We start from the raw sequence: 22,154 nt of genomic DNA on the forward strand, positions 1-22,154 counted from the left end.
TATCTTCACGTATTTACATTTTAAAAACCAAGTGTTACAGCCTTTTACTTAGCATGAGTAAGCACCCATAACTGAACTTCTTCGGTTTTACGATAATGAGAATCGCGAGTTGTTTTATCAGATGCCTTTTTAACATTTTTGGTATAACATTTTTCTAACTGAAAACGTCCTCCTTCTGCTATTTCCTGTTCAATAGGATTTGATTTTGCTAAGCCTGTTATTTCTGCTAGATTAGAGAAAATGAGCACCAACTTACCGTCTGGCAGTAGCATTTGTTTTGCTGCTTTAAAAAAATCAGGAAACAATGTATCATTATAATAAATAGCTGCATCTAAATTTTCTACATTTCGAGCTTCTGGTAACCAAGGTGGATTAAAAACAATAAGTTCCGCTGGTTTATCCCATTTACCAAAAAGTGATCCAAAATCTAATTCTATTTTCCTTGAAAGCTTAGTCTCACCCATCGATTCTGTTAAACCAATAACAGCATTAGGATTGGTGTCTGTTCCGAATACTTTTTGAAATCCATGCTTTATAATTTGTAATGCTAAGACTCCACTACCAAAACCAACATCTATCGCTGACTTCTTAGGACCTGTATAGCGCTTTAACCAGTTATCAAACAATTCTAAGTGTTCAAAGCGTGTTGGAAAATAAATACCATAGTAAGGGTGAATTTTATTTCGTAAAACAGGGATTGTAATCCCATTTTTATACCATTGCCACGCACTATTAAAACCTTGTACCTGCGGAAGACTTAATAAAAAGTCACTAGTATCAGGGTACAATTTTTCAAACCATCCTATAACAGGTGATTTTTTCACTAACAATTGATGATTTTCAATCTGAATCTTAATGAGGTTTGAAAGCTTATGATATTCCGAACGATAAATTCTCTGCTCCTTAAACGACTTATTAGGTAGTTTTCTGTTTAAATGTTCTTGAAGACCTCTAAGTAATATAGCTCCGTTATTATAAAATTCAGTAATTAAAACAGGCTTACCGCTTTCTAAAACTTTTATAACTTGCTGAAGATCTTCTCCTCGATTATAAATTACCAGATCTTGTAATGGTAAAAACGGTTCTGGTCTATTTACTTTTAATTCTTTCATTATAATATGGTATTACTTTTGGGTGAAGGTAGGTAAATACTATTGCAACCATAATGTATTATTAAATTGAAACCATCTATTTTTTAGTTTAGTTACTAAATAAAAAATCCTGATAGTGATATCAGGATTTTTGTTTTATAATAGCGATGAATTAAATACTTTATGTTTCTATATACAATAAATAAAATCTTATTGAATTCTCAAAAAAAAGAAAACACGTATTAAAAACTAAGACTTTATTAGTTTTTTTGACATAGATTCTCCATTAGAAGTTAAAAGTTTTAAAAGATAAACTCCAGATTTTAATGTTGAAGAAAAATTCTCTAAATCTTTAATTGAAGCTGATTTGTAGACCTGTTTTCCTAAAATATTATATAGCATTACATTTTCTATAGGTTGGTTTATTTCAATTCTTACTTTATTATTAAACGGGTTAGGATAAATACTCATAGCTGTTTCTGTAACTTCATCTACAGATAATAGCATTATAGAATTAACATCATATACTTCTGAAATTACAGCATCGTACGACTCTAATTCTAGTTTTAACAAATCAGCATTACAATCACAAACAATAGATTTATTTCCATTCAAACCGTTATAAGGATTGTCAACCAATTCATAACCTCTAACATTAAAGTTGCTAAAAATCTGATTTAAACCATCATCATTTGTTTCAATAATATTCATAGCATTTACTCCTGTTGCAGCTCCTATGCTATCATCAACCAAATTAAAAGATAGACCGTTACTTATTTTCAAATAATCATCTGTATCATTTCCGATAGCATATTTAACAACATTTGAATAAGCTGTTAAATCTAAAATTAATTGTTCTGTATCACAATTTTCACATAGGACATTCATATATCTAGAGTTAATTGCATCTTCATCGTAAAACAAATCAGAGTGAGCTTCAGAGTATAAAACCTGATACGAAGAAATAGTATACGAATTTAATATCGCATTTAAACCATCATCATTAGAGGTTGTATCCCATGAACTACCTGTTGACGGCTGACCAATACTTGGATTTACCAACTCTAATTGAATATATGTGTTTTGCGCGAAACTAACACAACTGATACTTATAGCTAAAACGAATATGTATAATTGCTTCATAGAAATTGGTTTAGGGCCCCAATATAGACAAATTTATGTTATAGAGAAAGCTGTAATCATCTAAATATGTTAACTGTAACTTCCTTTTTAAAATGTACTACAAGTTATTTTATTGCTTTTGTAATCATGCTAAACAAAAAAATCCTGATAATTAAATCAGGATTTTCACTTTTATATAAAGAGTTATTTATTAATCTAAATACCCCATTTCACGCATCCAATCATCATTATACATTTTTCCTACATAACGACTTCCGTGGTCATGAAACAAAACAACAACAACATCTTCTGGTTTAAACTGTTCTTTTAACTGTAACACTCCTTTAATTGCAGATCCTGCTGAGTTGCCTAAAAACATTCCTTCTTCTTTACTTAAACGTTGTGTGTAGACACAAGCATCTTTATCTGTAACTTTAGTAAAGCCATCAATAATATCGAAATCTACATTTTTAGGTAAAATATCTTCACCAATACCTTCGGTTACGTAAGGATAAATTTCATTTTGATCAAACTCACCTGTTTCATGATATTTTTTAAATACCGAACCATAAGTGTCCACTCCCCAAACTTTAATATTTGGATTTTGCTCTTTTAAATATTTACCTACACCGCTAATTGTTCCTCCAGTACCAACACCAACAACAAAATGTGTAATTTTACCATCAGTTTGTTTCCAAATTTCTGGACCTGTACTTAAATAGTGTGCTTTTGTATTACTAGGATTATCATATTGATTAACATACCAAGAGTTTGGTGTTTCTTCTCCTAAACGTTTAGATACAGAATAGTAACTACGAGGATCATCTGGTTCTACTGCTGTAGGACAAACTACAACTTCTGCACCAACAGCTTTAAGAATATCTACTTTTTCTTTAGACTGCTTATCTGCCATTACAAAAATACATTTGTATCCTTTTATAATGGCTGCTAGAGCCAATCCCATTCCTGTATTTCCCGAAGTTCCTTCAATAATAGTTCCTCCTGGTTTTAAACGACCATCTGCTTCTGCATCTTCAATCATTTGCAAAGCCATTCTGTCTTTTACAGAGTTTCCTGGGTTAAAAGTTTCGTATTTAGCAAGTACCAAACAAGGTAAATCTTCCACTAGTTTATTCATTTTAACCAATGGTGTGTTCCCTATAGTACCTAATATATTTTCTACGTAATCCATAATTATTTTTTCAGAAGTGCAAAAATAATGGAATTGAAAGGAAATAAACGATAAATATTAATTAATCTAGTTATGCACAGCCATACTAAAACACAAACATTAAACAACTAACTAACAACCTCTAATAAGGGATTAATCGAATCGGATAGCTTTTACTGGGGAAATTTTAGAAATAATAATAGAAGGAATTAACAACATTAATAAACAAGCTATAAATGTGCCAATATTAAGTAGAACGATATAATCTAAACTGATATAAACAGGTGCATTACTGACGTAATAAGTATCTGGATTTAATGGAAATAGCTTAAAATACTTTTGAGCAAATAATAAACCTAAACCTATTATATTTCCCCAAAGCAGACCTAAACCAATTAAATAAGATGCGTTATAAAGAAACACTTTTCGAATCGTCCAATTAGAACTTCCCAAAGCTTTTAGAACACCAATCATTTGGGTACGTTCTAAAATTAAAACCAACAAAGCGGTAATCATATTAATGCCTGCAACAATAATCATTATAGCAATTATACCATAAGTATTATTATCAAAAATTTTAATCCATTCGAAAATAGCATAGTGCTTTCTAGTAATAGAAGTTGCATTTAATAATGACGGAATCGCTTGATAAATCTCAACTGTTTTAGCTTCGATTTGTGAGAAATCATCTATGAGAACCTCAAAACTTCCTATTTGGTCAGCTTCCCATTTATTTAGACGCTGAATATGTCTTAAATCTGCAATACAAAATTTTTCATCGAGCTCTTGAAAACCTGAATTATAAATACCAACAATATCAAAGCTCATTATCCGAGGCAATCTATCAATACGTTCTGTAAACAATGTTTGTACGTTATCTCCAACTTTAAATCCTAAACGATTAGCTAAATATTGAGATATTAAAATTTCTTCGTTTCTATCTTTTGCGAAATCTGGCAATCTACCATCAATTAAAAATTCTTGAAAATACTCCCAATTGTAATCTGCACCAACACCTTTAACTATAACACCCTCAAAATCAGTTTCTGTTCTAACAACCCCAAATTTTTGAGCAACACCCTGAACATGTTTTACACCTTCAATATCTTTAAAATTCGGATAAAATTCTTGATTAATAGAAATAGGGACTTGAGACTCATCTGAAGTATTATTATCGTAATTAGTAATTTCTATATGACCATTAAAAGCAACAACTTTATCTCTAATTTTTTGCTGTAAACCCAAACCTGTAGCTATTGCAATAAGCATTACAATAACACCAATAGCAATTGCAGCGATACCAATTTTAATTATTGGTCCCGATACACTACTTTTATACGTTTTATTGCCAATTATGCGTTTAGCTATAAATAATTCAAAATTCAAACTTATATATGCTTTTAAAGGTTTTCAAAAATACAGTTTTATTCTCTATAATTATTGGGATTTCATTGGTAACATTTTCATGTGGAAATAGCACAAACAAAGATGCTGGAAACTATAGCATAGATACTTTAGCTATTAACGACACACCAGCCCCGTTAAGTACATTAAATAAACAAAAAATTATTGTTGGTGCTAATAAAACGCAAGACTACCTTCCATTATTAAAAGGAAAACGTATTGCTATTGTAGCTAACCAGACCAGTGTAATTTTTAAAAATAGCAATTCTAAATCTAACGCTATAAATCAAACACATCTTGTAGATTCGTTATTAAATCTAAAAGTTGATGTAAAAAAAGTATTTGCACCAGAACACGGATTTAGAGGTGTTGCAGATGCAGGCGAAGTTGTAAAAGATGGCATTGATACTAAAACGGGTCTACCTATTATTTCACTCTATGGTAAAAATAAAAAACCAAGTGCCGTGCAATTAAAGGGACTTGATCTTGTCGTTTTCGATATACAAGATGTTGGTGCTCGTTTCTATACTTATATTTCTAGTCTACATTATGTTATGGAAGCTTGTGCAGAGCAAAACATTCCGGTTCTCATATTAGACAGACCCAACCCAAACGGGCATTATATTGACGGTCCTATTTTAGAAAAAGAACATACTAGTTTTGTTGGTATGCACCCCATCCCTGTGGTTCACGGTATGACTATTGGCGAATACGCAAAAATGATTAATGGCGAAAGATGGCTAAAGAACGGAATAAAATGTGAATTGAGTGTCATTTCTGTTCAAAATTACAATCATCAGCTTCCTTATAATTTACCGATAAAACCGTCACCAAATTTACCTAACGAAGCGGCTATAAACCTGTATCCAAGTTTATGCTTTTTTGAAGGCACTAATATTAGTGTAGGACGCGGAACTGATAAGCAGTTTCAGGTTGTTGGCTCACCTATTTTCGCAAAGCAAGCATTACCATTTCAGTTTACACCAAAAGCTAATGAAGGTGCAAAATATCCTAAACATGAAAATAAAGTTTGTTTTGGTTATGACTTATCTAAGGAAGCACATTTAGATGCCCTTAATTTAAAATGGTTAATTGAATTCTATAATAAAGACAAAAAATCAGGCTCTAAAGGTCCCTTTTTTACTGACTTTTTTACATTATTAGCAGGAACAAAAAAACTACAACAACAAATAGAATCTGGGTTATCTGAAAGCGAAATTAGAGCCACTTGGAAAGATGGCTTAGTTGCTTTTAGTGTTACACGAAATAAGTATTTATTGTATAAATAGATTAATGTTTATTTATAGCTTAAGAATTTTTATAAGCACATTAGGATAGTCTGTAATGATTCCATCCACATTCCAGGCTATCATTTGCTTCATATCCGTTTCTGTATTTACTGTCCAAGGAATAACTTGAAAACCTTCTTTTTGATAATTTGAAATAGACGCTTCTGATAACAATTTAAAATAAGGACTTATAATTTCGGGTTGAAACGATAGTAAATTCAACTTTTCATTAATGATTTCATCGTCTTCCACTAATAAAGCCAAAGGTATTTTACGTGCTTGTACCTTTACTTCTTCAAGAATAGCAATATCAAAAGACTGTAGATTTATACGACTAAGCATGTCGTGTTTATTTATTTCTTCTAAAATTAAAGCGACATAAGCTTCTGGTTGTGGTGTAAAAATATCATAATAACTGGGGTCTGATTTTATTTCAATATTAAACTTAACATTCGATTTTTTAGTTTTTACTAAATCGAAAACTTCTGATATTAGAGGTTTATACGTTTTAAACTTTTCTTGATTTGGATAAATTGGATGGAATTTTGTACCACAATCAAATGTTTTAATTTCATCGTAATTCATTTTATATAAATTGTAAGCCCCCTCTGACGAATCTGGAATAACAGTACCTTCAGAACTTAAACAAATTACAGGATTCATGTAGGGCTCATGAGAGACAACAACTTTACCATCTTTAGAAATTACAATATCTAATTCTAAAGTTTCTACACCGAGATCTATTCCTTTTTCAAAGGCAGCTAAAGAATTCTCAGGCATTAAACCTCTGCAACCTCTATGGCCTTGAACGTTCATTTTCTTTTTTGAATCACAACTCATCATTAATACTAAGGTTAATAAACTAATTATCAATTTTTGTTGAAAGTGTCGTTTTTTCATAATTTTGAAATGGTTGTTTTAGTAATTCTTTAAGGTTACTATTCTTAACTTCATCTGGAAAAACATCCACTCCGTAAATCAATTTTTCTCTATCTAAATATCTGTAAGTTCCGAGTAAACGATCCCAAACACTAAATATATTTCCGTAGTTAGAATCTGTATATGGTAATCTATAATGATGATGTACTTTATGCATATCTGGGGAAACAATAAAATAACTTAATGCTTTATCTAAACGCTTAGGCATTTTAATATTTGCATGCGTAAATTGTGTAAATATCAGTGACATCGCTTGATAAATCATAACAAGAGCAATTGGTGTGCCCACCAAAAACACCCCCAGTAGTGTGAACGCAAAACGAATTAAGCTCTCTATAGGATGATGCCTATTAGCTGTCGTAGTATCTACTTTATGATCTGTATGATGTACCAAATGCACCATCCAAAGTGGTTTTATTTTATGCTCTACGTAATGTGCTAAATATGCCCCAAAAAAATCGAGTAGAATAACACCTAACAATGCATATAACCATAACGCCATTTCTGGCAACCAATTAATAATTCCAAAATTATTAACAGTGACCCAATCAGATAACCGTAATAATAAAAACGCTAAAGCAAAATTTATTGTAATTGTAGTTAGTGTAAAAAATAGATTAGGAACAGCGTGTTTCCATTTTTTATACTTGTAATTAAACAATGGCAAACTACCTTCTAGCAGCCAAAAAAAGGTAAGACCACCTACTAAAACAAGACTTCTATGTAAAGAAGGAATTGTTTCAAAATACTTAATTATGGTTTCCAATAATTTTAAGAATTAAGGTTTATTAGCAATTCTGCTTTCTTCAAATTTACTGAAGAAATTTTAGATCTCAATAACCCTGCTTCTGTTTCATCCCCTAAAATACGGTAAGATGTATAATATAAAAAGTCTACAAACCTTTGATTTTTTGGTTCTATAGCTTCTTTCTCCATCCGTTTTAACATTCTTAAAACCTTTTTTGGGCGTTTTAATATTAAATATTGTTGTATTCTAGATAGCGCTACTCTTTGTGTTAATCCTAATTGATTTTCTTCAGGATTATCTGCTATATGTTCTACTGCTTCATCGAGATAAATCATTGCTAAATCTATAATGTTCTCTCTTATACTTTCTTTCATATATAATGAATAATCTAAATATTTTGAAGCCAAGTAATAAGCTGAATAAAAATCTGATTTGTCGTTATAACCATTTAATTCAGGTGAGACAAACTCTGTATTTAAACCATAATCTAAAATGATTTTTGTGATATTTTGATAGCCTTCTGGTTGATTTGAAACATTTAAAATATTGCCGTTTACATCCATTATTTTAATAGAGTCGTCATTAAACTTATCAATATATTTCTGTGATTGTTTGTCTTTAATTTTCTCGTATAAATCTGCATATTCAAATTCATTAACAATAACAGGCACAAAGTAGTCCCATATTAAAGGACTTACCTCTTCATTCTCAAATAAATTTTGAACAAAAACAGTATTCCCCTTTTCATTATTTACAACAACCTGATACTTATAATCGGTAGTATCTTCCCAAACCATCAATACCATCTTATTTTGAGATAAAGCCAATTTTTGGGCGATATCTAAATTAGTCATCCATGCTTGTGCATGCGACACATTAATAATAAAGAATAAAAACAAAAATTTTATAAATAGATTTTTCATAAGGTATTTTCTCTTTAAGCATCAAAAATTATTCCGAAGGTTATTCATTTACTTAGGAATCCTCTTTTTCATTTGTTCCACAATATTAAATGCAGCTGGACAAATAGCTACATTTTTTAAGGTTAAGTTAGAGATTTGCTGAAACTTTTTACGATCTGTATGCGGAAACTCACTGCAAGCCTTTGGCCGAACATTGTAAATAGAACAGTAATTATCTGCTCCTAAAAAGGTACAAGGTACCGATTGTAAAACATAATCATTTTCGTCATCTAAATGCAGATAAGTTTCTATAAACTGCTGCTCTTTCATTTTAAAAAATTTTGAAATACGCTGTATATCTTTAGAGGTAAACAAAGGCCCTGTAGTTTTACAACAATTAGCACAATCTAAGCAGTCGGTACGTTCAAATTCTTCTTCATGCAATTCTTGCATTATATAATCTAACTGCGTAGGTGGTTTCTTTTTTAGCTTCGTAAAAAAGATTTTATTCTCCTTATGCTTATCTTTGGCGAGCTTTGGAAGGTTATTAATTTGGTCTTGCATAGTACAAATTTAAGTAAAGTTCTCGATTCATATCCGAGAAAACAAAAATCACTCCACTAAGTTTTAGGAATAATTATATATGAAAGATATTTTTGGACAAGCGTTATTAGATTATCAAAACGGTAATTATTCTGAAGACTTAATCACTTCAACAAACATTTCAGATGAAGACCATTTACCACTTCCTTATTTATTTAGAAGTTATGCCGAAATGCCCAAATTAGAACAAGAGGCATTAAAAATAAGTGAAGGTAAAATATTAGATGTTGGTTGTGGTTCTGGAAGTCATTCTTTATGGTTACAAGAAAAAGGATTCCAAGTAAAAGCGATAGACAGCTCTAAAGGAGCTATTGAAGTTGCTAAAAAACGTGGCGTTTTACATGCTGAACTAAAACCCCTTTTAGAAGAAACTGAAACTTTTGATACCATTTTATTACTGATGAATGGCACCGGAATTTTTCAAGAGTTATCTGAAGTTAGTAAACATTTAAACCATCTAAAATCGTTATTAAATACTGATGGCCAAATTTTGATTGATTCTTCTGATATTTCTTACATGTATGAAGATGAAGATGGCGGAATGTGGTTAGATTTAAACCAAAGTTATCCTGGTGAATTAGATTATTTCTTATCTTATAAAGGTAAAAAAGAAAAGCCTATGAAATGGCTCTATTTAGATTTTGAAACTCTAAAAACAGCTTGTTTGACTGTGGGGTTAAAATGCGAAAAAGTAATGGATGGCGAACACTTTGATTATTTAGCTAGACTTTCTTAATTGCAATTTGAATTATAAAATCTGATAATATCTTGCAAATCTTCCTTTTTAAACTCTTTCGTTTCTATTTTAACTTTAAGAACTGGGCAATCTTCAAAATATTCCATCGCTCTTTTTCTAAAAGACTTTATTAAACTTACTTGATTGAAAATTTCAGGTGTTTCGCCATCTTTTAATATCATTACCTGATTGTGAATCCCCATGTAACCCGGATGATAAATTGGTGCCATATTTGGTGCTCCTGTACCTGGCATAAATCCTCCTCCAGATTGTACAGACACAGTTCTACCAACCAATTTTAAAGTCCCATACACCAATATTTCTGCAAACCCCATTTTAGTTTGTCTATCATTTAAATAAATAGGAATGTAAGTTTCATCTCTTGTCTTCTCTATTCGAGTATCATTTACCCGCTCTTTATATGCAATGGTAAAAACAATACTATCGACCTCTTCTGGTTGATATTTAGACTTCTTAGCTTTTTTATCTGCCTTAAATTTAAGTTGCTCTTTTTTTAAGATTTAAACCATCCGACATCATGGGTATCTTAGCTAAACCTGTTAACACTTTTTGATTTTTAAGATAAACAACTGCATCTGTCCAACCGTATTGAGCAAAAGTAAAATTTGAACAAAACACTAAGAACAATAACGTGTAAAGAGACTTTTTTATCATAACTATTTATTATTGCGCTTCTCCACCTACAACCGTTTTTAATACTTTAATATGAGGAATAACACTTGTATTAACTGACATAATATCTTTATCTAGAATAATAAAATCGGCAAACTTACCAACTTCGATACTTCCTTTTTCATGTTCTTCAAAATTAGAGTAAGCTGCCCAAATGGTCATTCCTCTTAAAGCTTCTTCTCTACTTAATGCGTTTTCCATTTGAAAACCTCCTTCAGGATATTGCTTTAAATCTTGTCTTGCCACAGCCGCATAGAACGTTAAAAACGGGCTTACCTTTTCTACAGGAAAATCTGTTCCTAATGCAACTTTCCCATAAGCTTCTAATAATTGCTTATAAGCATAAGCACCTTTAATACGCTTTTCTCCTACTCTATCTTCTGCCCAATACATATCGCTTGTAGCATGGGTTGGTTGTATAGATGGCATTATATTTTTGTATAATTCAAAATCTTCAGGTGAAACAATCTGAGCATGTTCTACTCTCCATCGTCTATCTTCTTTTCCTGCTAAAACCTTACTATAGGTTTCTAATATGGCATGATTTGCCGAATCTCCGATAGCATGCGTGTTCATTTGAAATTCTGAATTTGCAATACGCTCAGCAGACTTTTTCATAGTTTCTAAATCCGTAACCAATAATCCTAAATGTCCTGGTTTATCTGAATATGGTTCGCGCAGCATTGCGCCTCTAGATCCTAAAGCACCATCGGCATAAAACTTAAATGAACGTACATTAAGATAATCTGTTTTAGTAATTCCCTTATCTAAATAGTAATCTAAATTCTCTTTTGTATGAGAAACCATGGCGTAAATACGCATTTTTAATTCTCCAGCTTTTTGAAGACTATCAATCACCTCAATAGCCTCTCTATTTAAACCTGCATCATCAACAGTTGTTAACCCTAAATCAAAACACATTTTTTGTGCTTCTAATAATGCTGTTGTTATATCAGATTTTGTTGGTTTTGGCCAATGGTCCATTACCAAGCTTTCTGCATTATCTATTAAAATACCAGTTAGCTTACCGTTTTCTACTACAACTTCACCCCCTTCAATCTTACTATCTATAGTTACATTCCCTAAATCTAAAGCTGCTTGGTTAGCTAATATAGCATGTCCATCTATTCGTGTTAGTGCAATTGGTGTATGCGGATAAAGCTGATCTAAGAGGTTCTTATTAGGGAATTCTTTAACCTCCCAATCGTTTTGATCCCAGCCTCGACCTAAAATATATTCATTATTATTTTTATTCTGAAAATTTAATAAGCGTTTCATCATTTCCTCAAAACTCTTCGTATCAAATAAATTAACCGATTGCTGATTAAAACCTAACCCTAAAAAATGACAATGTGCATCAATTAACCCTGGTACAATTGTATTTCCGTCTGCATTGATAGTATCTGCAGCTCTATATTTATTATCCATTTCTGAAGTTGTCCCCACAGCAATAATTTTACCGTCTTTAACGACAAACGATTCCGCCTTACTAAAAGCATCATCTACGGTGTAAATATTAGCATTGGTAACTATTAAATCTACTTCTTGTTTCCCTTTTTCGCAAGACATAAAAAAGAATACAGCCAACAATAAAGAGGCATTTTTGCTCATCTTAATTAAACGTGATAATGGGTAATCGTAATTTTGAAATTTCATCTATTTAGGTTTATTGATATGTAAAAATAACAAAAGCGCTCCGATTAAGGAACGCTTTTAAATTGTAACTTGGTTATTTATAGTACAAAATAGCTTCTAATAACTACTTATTTTTAAAAATCGAATTGATATGTTGCACCTGCTAAGACTTGAATGCCTTGAACGGGATAATTTAACCAACGTTCATAATTTTGACTTGCTAAATTATTACCCTTAGCAAAAATAGATAACTGATCGTTTATTTTATAACCGACATGCAGATTAGCATCAAAATAACTATCTAAACTTACCGTTGTTATGGTTGTGTTTAAAGGATTTAACACATCATAAAATGTAGCTTGATCTTTACGTTCTCCTACAAAGAACATACTAGCACCTGCAGACCATTTTTTTGAAATTTGATAATCTAAAAATACAGATGCTGTAAGATCTGGTAAATTCCAGGCTTCAGATTCATTATCTGTACTATACCCATAATATTCTCCTTTTAGACCTAACGTAAAATTTCTATTTAAATCTACATTCAGCTCACCTGCCACAGAAAACGTAGTTACATCATCATAGGCAACATTAAATGAATTTCCGTATTGATACTCTGTTAAAGCTGCACTTGGCACTTCATTTGATTTGTACAAAGCTTTATTTTTCTCAGAAGTATAATTCGCTTTTAAATTATAACCAATATTGCTAGATAACTTCCCTTTTACTCCAACAAATGTTTTGTATTGCTGATTGGTTGGTGTAACAAATAAGCTAGGTGATACAAATGGATTTTCATTTACAAAATCGTAATAAGAATTTTGAATTAAATCTCCTTTAAGCCCCCCAAAAGCGATTAATATTTCGTCTACTAAACGGTAAGTTGCTTCGATGTTTGGATAAATATAAAACTTATTATTGCTAAATTCTGTGTCATTAAGGTATGCCAATTTAACTCCCAAATCTAGAGTTAATTCATCTTGAATAAGTTGGTAATAAGGTGCAAACCCGAAAGTAACATTACCATAATTAATTTCGCCAATGTTATAGTAATCGCGATCAAAAGTACCGCTGATATAATCTATAGAAAACTCTGATTTAATAACAGCATCTTGCACTTCAAAATCAAAGCCCGACTTAGCTACCAATCTATTTTCGGCTGAATCGTGATTATCTCCAAAGTGTCTAAAACGAAGACTTGCATCTTTTACAATAGCATCTTCAAAATCAATTTTACCACCCACATACAAATCGTTATAAGTCTGCCCCGAATCAATATCATTCAATACACTTTCATCATAAAAATCTTGTGGTACACCGTACCAATTGTAGGTTTGTAAATTAAAACCTCCATCGACTTGCCATGTAAAATCTCTATCACTTTTTTTGTAATAAGCATTTAACATCGTTTTAGAAAAATTATCATCTAATTCTACACCATCAATACCACCTTGCGATGAATGATGACTAAAATAACCACCTACATTTTCATCCCTACTCAGTTCATGATTTAGATAAACCTCACCTAAAATAGTGGTGTAAGAACCAACTCCTAACGACGCATAATTATCATACAATTTTATAGACTTAGCCTTATCTACCGTTGCTGCTTTACCCTTTGCAGGTGTAAATGTTGAAGCTACAGGAATTGAAAATATATTATACTTTATTTCCTTTTTCTTAACCGCATTAGAATCGTTTAACTTCGGATTATCTTTAATTTTAAAAGCATCTGAAATTGTTGGTGTATATGGTCTTATAACGTTTACCGTTTGATCTCCAAGAGTATCTTTGGTACGCTCTTGAGCAAAACTAAAAGCTGCACTCAAGGTAAACATTGATAATATTAAATATTTAATTTTCATTATTAAAATATTAGTATTAGAATTTTAACGATTAAATCTCTTTCCTGGTATTGGTTAATCTTCTTCAGTTTCTACCGATGAATTAGTCTTAGCTTCTTCTGCCTTTATTTTATTAAGTTCAGTTTTTGCTTCACTCACAACATCTGTAAAGTCAGAGAAGTTACTAATGACACTTTCTAAAATATAAGTGGCTTGAAACGCATCTCCTAAAGCATAGAAGTTCTTAGCCATAACCACTAAACCTTTTGCACTATACAATTTATAACTTCCATAATCTTTAGCTAATTTTTGAATGGTAATGTTAGACGCTTCGTAAGCGCTTTCTTTATTTTCAAAATAACCTTTGTAATATAATGCTTCTGCAGCAACACTTCCTGTCGCTATGGTTTCAATTTCAGCATATGCCATTTTTGCTTTAGCTTCATCTTCTATTTTAATAGCAGAACGCGCAATAGTTAATTTTGCATCACTCTTTACTTTATTATCTAATTTTGGATTGCTCAATACTTTTGCTGCATAACCTTCAGCTTTAGCAAAATCATCAGTTTGGTAGTAAGCATTCATTAAATTAGACTGTGCATAAATAACATTCTGAGGATAATCTGCTTCAACCTCTAAACGTTTTAATTCCGGAATTGCTTTTTCCCAATTAGATTGACTTAAATAAATCTCACAAAGCTTAACCGATGCTTGCTCAGAATATTCAGATTTAGAAGCTTCAACAACTGCCAAATAGTGAGGTAAAGCATTATCAAACAAATTCTTTTTGTAATATAATTGTGCTAAATAGAAATGTGCTTTTAGACTATTTAGTCCTTTAGGAAATTCATTTAAGTATTTATTAAATTGACGAATCGCTCTATCCGTATCGTTATCTAAATAAGGTTTTTCTGCTGCTAAATACGTGGTATTATCTAATTCTACATCAGAAACCTCAACGTAATCTAAAGTTCTTACCCAAGTGGCATATTCTTCTACTTGACCTAAATCGATATAAATTAAACGCACCGTTGACACTGCTTGAACCGCTTCACCAGAACCCGGGAAATCTGTGGCGACTTTCTTAAACTTAGTCAACGCTCTAGTATTATCGTTACCATTATAATAAACCAAACCTTGACGTAATAAAGATTTTGAAGTGAAAGCACTCGTAGGATAATCTGAATTTAAACGATCGTACATTAGCATCGCTTTATCGGTGTTACCAGCTTTTACATATGAATTTGCTAACTCATACATAGCATCATCTCGTAAAGCCGATTTTGTATATGTTTTTATAAATGAGTTTAATTCTGAAATTTTTTCTGGCCCTTTTGCCAAGTAACCTAAACTCATTGCTTTTTGAAACGCTGCATAATCCGTTTCTATTTTATTAATTTGAATAGCTTTGGTATAAGCATCAATTGCTTTTTGATATTGGCTAGATACAAAATAACCATCAGCCAATCTTAAATACGCATCGTTTTGACGCAGTTGATCATTCGATTTATTCTTTATGAATTTCTCAAAATAACTTGAAGCATTTGTATATTCCTTCAACTTAAAATAAGTGTAAGCTAAATTATAATTTAAGTTTTCATTTTCTGCTAAATATGAAATGTCACTAAAACCTGCAAATTGCTTAAATCCTATTAAAGCATCATTATAATTGGTTAAATTGTATTCTGTTTCAGCTTTCCAAAATGTTGCTCTTGCAACAAACTCTGAATCAATTTGTTCTTTTAAAGAGCCTTTAAATAAATCTAAAGCCTCATTATATTTATTCTCGTTATATAATTCTACACCTCTAAAAAAGGCTACTTTTTGGTAAGCCGATTTATTTTCAAAACTATTTTTACCTTTTAAAAGCTCTAAAGCTTCCTTATAATTTTTGGATGTGATGTAAGAATCAATTAATAAAGTCTCAACCTCATCTTTATATTTTGTATCTGGATATTGACTTAAATATCCCGTTAAAACCTGAGGAACGGATTGATATGGATTTCCAATATCATAACTAATCTTAGCATAATTTAACCAAGCGTCTTCTTGAATCTTTAAATCAAAATCCATTTGAGATGCGTTTCTAAATGCGTTTAATGCTTCTTGTTTTTTATCTAGGTTAATATAACTTTCACCTAAATGGTAATAAGCATTTTGAGCTACAAAATTATCACCTCCAATAATCTTATTGAATTCTGAAATAGCACTTTCAAAATCATTCTGTTTGTAATACGCATAACCGAGTTGATAATAATCTGTATTATTCCATTTTCTATCTTTTCCTTTATAGTCTTTTAAATAAGGAATAGCAGCCTCATATTGACCAAGGTTAAAGAAACTTTCACCAATAATTTTTGATAATTCAGACTTTTCTGCTGCATTACTTTTAGGTAATTGTGCATCGGCAAGTTCTATCGCTTTCGCAAAATTACCCAACTTAAAATTTAAATCGGCTTGGTAATAAGATAACTTCTCTTTGTATTTTTCGTTGTCACTCACTTGATCGAAATACTCATTTGCGGTATCATAATCATCACCTTGGTAAGCCATAAAACCAATATAATATTTGGCTTGTGATCCATATTCTTTTGAATTAACAACACGATTAAAATACTTAGAAGCTTGCTTTTCTTCTTTAGTGGAATACAAGACATAACCATAATTAAAATTGAAACGGTCTTTTTCTGTTCTAGAAATACTATTTTGATCTACCTTATCGTACCACTTACGAGCATAAGCATATTTTCCATTATTAAAATAATAATCGGCTACATCTAAAAATGCTGTATTTCTTTTTGTGCTAGTCGGGTAATCTTCAACAAATGCTGTTACAAGATTATCTGCATTATTTTGATTTAATCTTACAGCACAATTCGCAATATAGTAAGCACAATCAGATTCTATTGTTGCATCCTTTGTATTCAACTTTACATCGTCGAATAAAGATTGAGCAGCTTTAAATTGGTTGTTGTTGTATAACGTTAATGCTTTTTGGTAGTCTTTAAAATCGTTAGTATATATCGCAGATTTTTGCGCCATACCTATTGAAGAAACTATAAGAAAAACGATGATTAACTGTCTTTTGATGAACATCATTTGTTATGTGTTTTATTGATGGTTTTATTATAAAGCAAATATAATTTAATACTAAATCTATAACGACAGAATTTGATTATAATTATAAACGGAGTTATTATAATTATAAGCTTATTTTCAATCTTCCTTTAAAATTTAAATCTGACGAAACACAACGAATTCGTTTTAATAGATACACTCAGTACAGCAATTTAGAAATGAAATGAATTATATCATCAACGCTCCTGCTACAATAAGCTCTTTATAAAGTAGTGAAATTTCGTTTTTAAGCTTTATTTTTACAACATTGAAAGCAGCTATTAAAACATTAAAAACTCTGCTTTTTGCATATTTAAAATCTGAATAACATTTTATATCTCAGAAATTACAGAATACAATAAAAACACTTGAATTTTGAATAGAATAAACCAAAAGTTAAAAGAAGACCATAAGCTATTATCTATATATTTTACCGCTGGCTACCCAAATATTAACGACACCGTAAGCATCATAGAGAATCTAGAAAAAAGCGGGGTAGATATGTTAGAGATAGGGTTACCCTTTAGCGATCCTTTGGCAGACGGCCCCACAATACAAGCCAGTTCTACAAAAGCTTTAAAAAATGGAATGACAACCGCGTTGCTATTTGAGCAATTAAAAGACATTCGAAAAACGGTTTCTATTCCATTAATTATAATGGGGTATTTTAACCCAATGCTACAGTATGGTGTTGAGGCTTTTTGTAAGAAATGCAAAGATGTAGGTATTGACGGGCTTATTATTCCTGATTTACCAGTTGATGTTTATAACGAAACGTACAAAACAATATTTGAAAAATACGGATTAGTTAACGTACTTTTAATAACACCACAAACTTCAGAAGAACGTGTTCGTTATATAGACTCTGTATCTGATGGCTTTATCTATATGGTAAGCTCTGCAAGTGTCACAGGAGGCAATTCTGGTTTTGGTAATACTCAGACAGATTATTTTAAACGTATTGCTAATCTCAAATTAAAGAACCCACAGATTGTTGGTTTTGGTATTTCTGATCATGAAACGTTTACCCAAGCTACAGAGTATGCTAAGGGAGCAATTATTGGAAGTGCTTTTATTAAACATGTCACCGAAAAGGGACCTACTAATTTTGATGTTTTTGTAACTTCAATTAAGAATAAGTCTTAAAATAATTTAACGTTTTAGTCCTAGATTTTATGAAAATCTTGTGAGCAAAATCAACTATAACTTGTTAGATTAAGCTGAACACAAAAAAGATATATTATGGGAATTATAAAAGATGAAAAAAAGTTTAAAAGAACTACAAAACAAACAAATCCGACAAATCCAACGGCTAATATCAATCAGAAAACTGACACTTTTGATATTAACTCCGATACTATAAAAGAGCAACAGACAAAAAAGTAGTTGCCGAAACCTAAAATAAAAAAGTCTATTCATAACCTTTGAATAGACTTTTTTTTATACCATGAAATGGCGCCTAATAATTTTACTTTGCCGTACCTTAGGATCAACTCCTTTTTTCCCAGAACCTTACCTTATTGATAAAATACGCTGGGTTGCAGGTGGTGCCAATGGCATGACTTTTAAAGATTATGTTGATGTGATTAATGATACTTCTCATAGTAAAAAAGCCCAGTCATTCATTTTTAGTTCTTTGTAAATAGCTTTTTTTTTCCATTATTGATATATAAGTTTATATTTGGTATCAAATAAACTTAACCAATTAAAACTTAAATTTATGAAATGGTATTTAAAAGTCGTAAAAGAGAATTACGCAAATTTCACAGGACGCGCTAGAAGAGAAGAATACTGGATGTTTGTATTATTTAATATGATATTTGCTTTTGCTATTGCATTTGTATCTATAGGATTAGGCCTAATGACAGAGCTGCCTTTACTCTCTTCCCTTTACTTTATTTATGTTTTAGGTATTATTGTACCAAGCTTAGCTGTTGCAGTAAGACGATTACACGATACTGGTAAAAGTGGTTGGTTCTTCTTTGTAGCATTAATTCCTGTAGTAGGAGGTATTTGGTTATTAGTTTTACTTATTACCGAAGGAGATAAAGGAACTAACGCTTATGGCCCAGACCCTAAAGAAGCAGTCCCTGCAGATGTAATTGCCTAATACAGCAATTAGTTAAAAAAAATTAAACTTATATAAAATGCCTATTCACAACCAATGAATAGGCATTTATAATTTAGAAACTAAAATTTATGTCATTAAACATTGTCTTAATAGAACCAGAAATACCAAATAACACAGGTAATATAGGCCGTTTAGCATTAGCTAGTGGTTCAGTACTACATTTAGTAAAACCTTTTGGATTTGAAATTGACGACAAGCGCTTAAAACGTGCAGGACTCGATTATTGGCAACATTTAGAAGTCATCTATTACGATAACATTGAAGATTTCTTCGCTAAAAACAACACTTCTAAAATGGTTTTCTTATCTAGTCATGGCATTAAAGATCACTGGGACATTGAATTTAAAGATGATATGTTTTTAGTATTTGGGAAAGAATCTGTTGGGTTACCTAAGCCGCTTATTGAACAATATAAAGCGCAATTATTTAAAATCCCCCTGTATAGCGAATCCATTAGAAGCCTAAATTTAGCCAATTCGGTAGGCATTGTAGTTTATGAAGGCTTAAAACAAATAAAATAGTTTAGATCAAAAATTCGCCTTAATACTATAACATCATTAATCTCACCGTATATTGTCGAATTACCTTATTATAGAGTGAAATTTTGATTATTAAATATAAAACCATAAGCATAAATAGTAATAAAAAAACACTAGTAACTCTATAAAAAAGAATAGTAAAACAAGTCTGTTTTAAATGGTTTTTGTAACTTTTTACGCAACTAAAAATCAAAAACTTGAAACACTCTAAAACGTATAATTTCTTCTCTGAATTAGGTCAAATCACCTTAGGTATTATTTTAGCTAGTGTCGGTTTAAAAGCTTTTTTGTTACCCAATGGTTTTATGGATGGGGGTGTCACCGGAATAGCGCTATTAGTTAATCGGCTCATCGGAGTAAACATTTCATTATTATTAGTCATCTTTAGTTTACCTTTTTTAATTCTTGGCTATTATACGGTTTCCAAAAGCATTGTAATTAAATCAATCTTAAGTATCATTAGTTTTGCCTTATTAATTCATTTTGGAGATTATGGTACCATTACAGATGACAAACTCCTTATTTCTATCTTTGGCGGACTCTGTTTAGGTGCTGGTATTGGAATTGCGATTAGAAACGGATCTGTCTTAGATGGATCAGAAATTTTAGGAATTTATCTCAATGATAAATTTGGCTTAAGCATTGGTCGCGTTATATTAATGTTCAATATTGTTTTATTCAGTATTACAGCGCTTGTTGTGTCTTTAGAAATTGCATTGTACTCTATTCTTACTTACATCGTCACGGCAAAGGTGACCGACTTAACTATTGAAGGCTTTGAAGACTTTATTGGGGTTACTATCGTCTCTAACGACTATGCAAAAATAAAACATGCCATTATGATAGAACTTGGCGTAGGCTTAACAACCTATAAGGGTTCTAAAGGATTTGGAAGTAATGGACCTCAACAAGATTTTGATATCATCCATACTATTATCAATAGGATTGATATTAAAAAAATGCACAGAATAATTGAAGAAATAGATGATAAAGCTTTCATTGTTGAATTTGACGTGAATAACGTTAAAGGTGGAGTGCTACGTCATTATATAGATAAGAAAAAAGGTAAAAAATTAGGTAAATTATGAAATATCATATAATTATTAATAGCGTAAAAACAGTAGAAGAATTAAAAAATGCGTGGAGTATTGAAGATTATCGTACTTTATTAGAAAAATTTGGATTAGAAGACACATCAAATGCTACAGAACAAGAATTATTAGAATTCTTAACCATGGCCATATCGGATTTTGAACCAAATGAAGCTGCGGCAATTGTATTAGAATATAAGCTTTCTGAACAACTGAACGAAAACCAAATCGATCAACTCTCTCACGAAATGTTGCTAGATAAAATATCTGAAGAATATCCCGATATCTCACTACATCACCAACTTTATGACATTAATCAGTTATTACACAAGGCTTATAATGGCACATTCCCAAACACAAAAGCGACAGTAATAGAATTTGAAATTACACCAAACGAAGACATCACTAAGGAGGTCATTTTAAAATCATTTGAAAAAACTTTAGCCAATAACAATGTAATTAAAAGATTATTTTCAAGTCAACTTGCAGGTAAAGAATCTTTTGATGAATCTGAATCTATTATTTGGGATTTAACTGCAACAGGTAAAAACTCATATATGCTAACCACATCCGAATATTGGATGAGTAGAGACGAATTTAAAGATGCTGAATTTGATGCTGTAGTAATTCCGTTTGAAGAAGAGGAAAACTAATCTTTTTTATTCTTCTTTAAATAACTTAAATACATCTGTTCAACCTTAGTTCTAGCCCAAGGTGTGCGTCTTAAAAATTTTAAGCTAGATTTTATAGAAGGATTATCTGTAAAGCAACGGATTTTAATCTCATAACCCATGTACTCCCAACCGTAATGCGCTTGTAAATCTGTTATAATTTGCTCTAGTTTTATTCCATGAAGTGGATTATTGGGCTGTGTAGACAAATTATAGGATTTTAACTAATTCTTTAATCTTTACTGCTTTTTCAAAATGATCTAGCTGATGTGTTTTTATCCACCAAGTTGCTGCTTCCATCAATAATACAGGATTGTCATTTTTATTTTTAAAAAAAGCATAAAAGGAAACCCCTACATTGGTTCCCTTTTGTGCTATTTTTTTATCACATACTTCTAGTATGGTATTTTTTAAATCAGAAGTCATAT

24 protein-coding genes are annotated in these 22,154 nt (G+C 31.2%); 9 read left to right on the forward strand and 15 right to left on the reverse strand.

Translation table 11 applies throughout. The annotated features are described in order from the left end of the window. Positions 1 to 44: 44 nt before the first annotated feature. The 4 genes from HM985_RS12595 to HM985_RS12610 all read right to left on the reverse strand — a co-directional run bounded on the left by HM985_RS12595 (position 45) and on the right by HM985_RS12610 (position 4,770). Positions 45 to 1,112: a methyltransferase gene (locus tag HM985_RS12595; protein ID WP_218843421.1), complete on the reverse strand. Its 1,068-nt coding sequence runs from the start codon at positions 1,110 to 1,112 to the stop codon at positions 45 to 47. Positions 1,113 to 1,340: 228 nt separating this feature from the next. Further along, positions 1,341 to 2,234 carry a T9SS type A sorting domain-containing protein gene (locus HM985_RS12600; RefSeq protein WP_179376602.1) on the reverse strand — a complete coding sequence of 298 codons (894 nt, stop codon included), beginning with the start codon at positions 2,232 to 2,234 and terminating at the stop codon, positions 1,341 to 1,343. Between the two features lie 190 nt (positions 2,235 to 2,424). Next, positions 2,425 to 3,405, reverse strand: a complete 981-nt coding sequence (locus tag HM985_RS12605) for a PLP-dependent cysteine synthase family protein (RefSeq protein WP_179376603.1) — start codon at positions 3,403 to 3,405, stop codon at positions 2,425 to 2,427. Between the two features lie 132 nt (positions 3,406 to 3,537). Next, positions 3,538 to 4,770, reverse strand: a complete 1,233-nt coding sequence (locus HM985_RS12610) for an ABC transporter permease (protein ID WP_179376604.1) — start codon at positions 4,768 to 4,770, stop codon at positions 3,538 to 3,540. An 8-nt stretch (positions 4,771 to 4,778) separates the two neighbouring features. Between HM985_RS12610 and HM985_RS12615 the strand changes: the two genes are divergently transcribed. Further along, entirely contained in the window at positions 4,779 to 6,077 is a 1,299-nt protein-coding gene (locus HM985_RS12615) for an exo-beta-N-acetylmuramidase NamZ family protein (RefSeq protein ID WP_179376605.1), read from the forward strand. Between the two features lie 12 nt (positions 6,078 to 6,089). On the opposite strand, the gene HM985_RS12620 is transcribed toward HM985_RS12615, so the two are convergent. From HM985_RS12620 to HM985_RS12635, 4 genes are read right to left on the reverse strand one after another with little or no spacing between them, the layout of a single operon-like run. Next, positions 6,090 to 6,977 (reverse strand): glycerophosphodiester phosphodiesterase, encoded by an 888-nt coding sequence (locus HM985_RS12620; RefSeq protein WP_246285008.1) that lies wholly within the window; start codon positions 6,975 to 6,977, stop codon positions 6,090 to 6,092. Then, the gene (locus HM985_RS12625; RefSeq protein ID WP_179376606.1) at positions 6,940 to 7,782 is read right to left on the reverse strand and encodes a sterol desaturase family protein; all 843 of its coding nucleotides are present in this window, start codon (positions 7,780 to 7,782) and stop codon (positions 6,940 to 6,942) included. Before HM985_RS12625 ends, HM985_RS12620 begins: the two co-directional genes overlap by 38 nt. 5 nt (positions 7,783 to 7,787) lie before the next feature. Then, positions 7,788 to 8,687 (reverse strand): hypothetical protein, encoded by a 900-nt coding sequence (locus HM985_RS12630; RefSeq protein WP_179376607.1) that lies wholly within the window; start codon positions 8,685 to 8,687, stop codon positions 7,788 to 7,790. A gap of 48 nt (positions 8,688 to 8,735) precedes the next feature. Beyond that, the gene (locus HM985_RS12635) at positions 8,736 to 9,230 is read right to left on the reverse strand and encodes a YkgJ family cysteine cluster protein (RefSeq protein WP_179376608.1); all 495 of its coding nucleotides are present in this window, start codon (positions 9,228 to 9,230) and stop codon (positions 8,736 to 8,738) included. 79 nt (positions 9,231 to 9,309) lie between these two features. Here HM985_RS12635 and HM985_RS12640 point away from each other — a divergent pair, with 79 nt between their 5' ends. Beyond that, positions 9,310 to 10,005, forward strand: a complete 696-nt coding sequence (locus tag HM985_RS12640; RefSeq protein WP_179376609.1) for a class I SAM-dependent methyltransferase — start codon at positions 9,310 to 9,312, stop codon at positions 10,003 to 10,005. Here the strand turns inward: HM985_RS12640 and HM985_RS12645 are convergent. The 5 genes from HM985_RS12645 to HM985_RS12665 form a co-directional block, all read right to left on the reverse strand. Continuing rightward, positions 10,002 to 10,340 carry a hypothetical protein gene (locus HM985_RS12645; RefSeq protein WP_179376610.1) on the reverse strand — a complete coding sequence of 113 codons (339 nt, stop codon included), beginning with the start codon at positions 10,338 to 10,340 and terminating at the stop codon, positions 10,002 to 10,004. The genes HM985_RS12640 and HM985_RS12645 overlap by 4 nt on opposite strands. Before the next feature lie 163 nt (positions 10,341 to 10,503). Next, positions 10,504 to 10,680, reverse strand: a complete 177-nt coding sequence (locus HM985_RS12650; protein WP_179376611.1) for a hypothetical protein — start codon at positions 10,678 to 10,680, stop codon at positions 10,504 to 10,506. A 9-nt stretch (positions 10,681 to 10,689) separates the two neighbouring features. Continuing rightward, positions 10,690 to 12,309 carry an amidohydrolase gene (locus tag HM985_RS12655; protein ID WP_179376802.1) on the reverse strand — a complete coding sequence of 540 codons (1,620 nt, stop codon included), beginning with the start codon at positions 12,307 to 12,309 and terminating at the stop codon, positions 10,690 to 10,692. A gap of 158 nt (positions 12,310 to 12,467) precedes the next feature. Further along, positions 12,468 to 14,198 (reverse strand): TonB-dependent receptor, encoded by a 1,731-nt coding sequence (locus HM985_RS12660; RefSeq protein WP_179376612.1) that lies wholly within the window; start codon positions 14,196 to 14,198, stop codon positions 12,468 to 12,470. 54 nt (positions 14,199 to 14,252) lie between these two features. Then, positions 14,253 to 17,276 carry a tetratricopeptide repeat protein gene (locus HM985_RS12665; RefSeq protein ID WP_179376613.1) on the reverse strand — a complete coding sequence of 1,008 codons (3,024 nt, stop codon included), beginning with the start codon at positions 17,274 to 17,276 and terminating at the stop codon, positions 14,253 to 14,255. A gap of 393 nt (positions 17,277 to 17,669) precedes the next feature. Here HM985_RS12665 and trpA point away from each other — a divergent pair, with 393 nt between their 5' ends. The 7 genes from trpA (at position 17,670) to HM985_RS12700 (ending at position 21,708) form a co-directional block, all read left to right on the forward strand. Continuing rightward, a complete protein-coding gene (gene trpA / locus HM985_RS12670; protein ID WP_179376614.1) occupies positions 17,670 to 18,440 on the forward strand; it encodes a tryptophan synthase subunit alpha in 771 nt (256 codons plus the stop codon). Positions 18,441 to 18,536: 96 nt separating this feature from the next. Beyond that, entirely contained in the window at positions 18,537 to 18,680 is a 144-nt protein-coding gene (locus HM985_RS12675) for a hypothetical protein (RefSeq protein WP_179376615.1), read from the forward strand. Positions 18,681 to 18,741: 61 nt separating this feature from the next. Next, positions 18,742 to 18,936, forward strand: coding sequence for a hypothetical protein (locus HM985_RS12680; RefSeq protein WP_179376616.1), 195 nt, complete (start codon positions 18,742 to 18,744; stop codon positions 18,934 to 18,936). 78 nt (positions 18,937 to 19,014) lie between these two features. Beyond that, on the forward strand, positions 19,015 to 19,404 hold the full coding sequence (locus tag HM985_RS12685) for a DUF805 domain-containing protein (protein WP_179376617.1): 390 nt from the start codon (positions 19,015 to 19,017) through the stop codon (positions 19,402 to 19,404). 89 nt (positions 19,405 to 19,493) lie between these two features. Then, positions 19,494 to 19,946 (forward strand): tRNA (cytidine(34)-2'-O)-methyltransferase, encoded by a 453-nt coding sequence (locus HM985_RS12690; RefSeq protein ID WP_179376618.1) that lies wholly within the window; start codon positions 19,494 to 19,496, stop codon positions 19,944 to 19,946. A 215-nt stretch (positions 19,947 to 20,161) separates the two neighbouring features. Next, positions 20,162 to 21,052, forward strand: coding sequence for a YitT family protein (locus HM985_RS12695; RefSeq protein WP_218843422.1), 891 nt, complete (start codon positions 20,162 to 20,164; stop codon positions 21,050 to 21,052). Further along, entirely contained in the window at positions 21,049 to 21,708 is a 660-nt protein-coding gene (locus HM985_RS12700; RefSeq protein ID WP_179376619.1) for a hypothetical protein, read from the forward strand. Before HM985_RS12695 ends, HM985_RS12700 begins: the two co-directional genes overlap by 4 nt. Here the strand turns inward: HM985_RS12700 and HM985_RS12705 are convergent. Continuing rightward, on the reverse strand, positions 21,705 to 21,935 hold the full coding sequence (locus HM985_RS12705) for a VF530 family protein (RefSeq protein WP_179376620.1): 231 nt from the start codon (positions 21,933 to 21,935) through the stop codon (positions 21,705 to 21,707). The two genes, HM985_RS12700 and HM985_RS12705, sit on opposite strands and share 4 nt — an antisense overlap. A gap of 1 nt (position 21,936) precedes the next feature. After that, on the reverse strand, positions 21,937 to 22,152 hold the full coding sequence (locus HM985_RS12710; protein WP_179376621.1) for a DUF6500 family protein: 216 nt from the start codon (positions 22,150 to 22,152) through the stop codon (positions 21,937 to 21,939). Positions 22,153 to 22,154 lie beyond the last annotated feature (2 nt).

The sequence above is a fragment of the Winogradskyella wichelsiae genome, from assembly GCF_013403925.1.
Classification (GTDB): domain Bacteria; phylum Bacteroidota; class Bacteroidia; order Flavobacteriales; family Flavobacteriaceae; genus Winogradskyella; species Winogradskyella wichelsiae.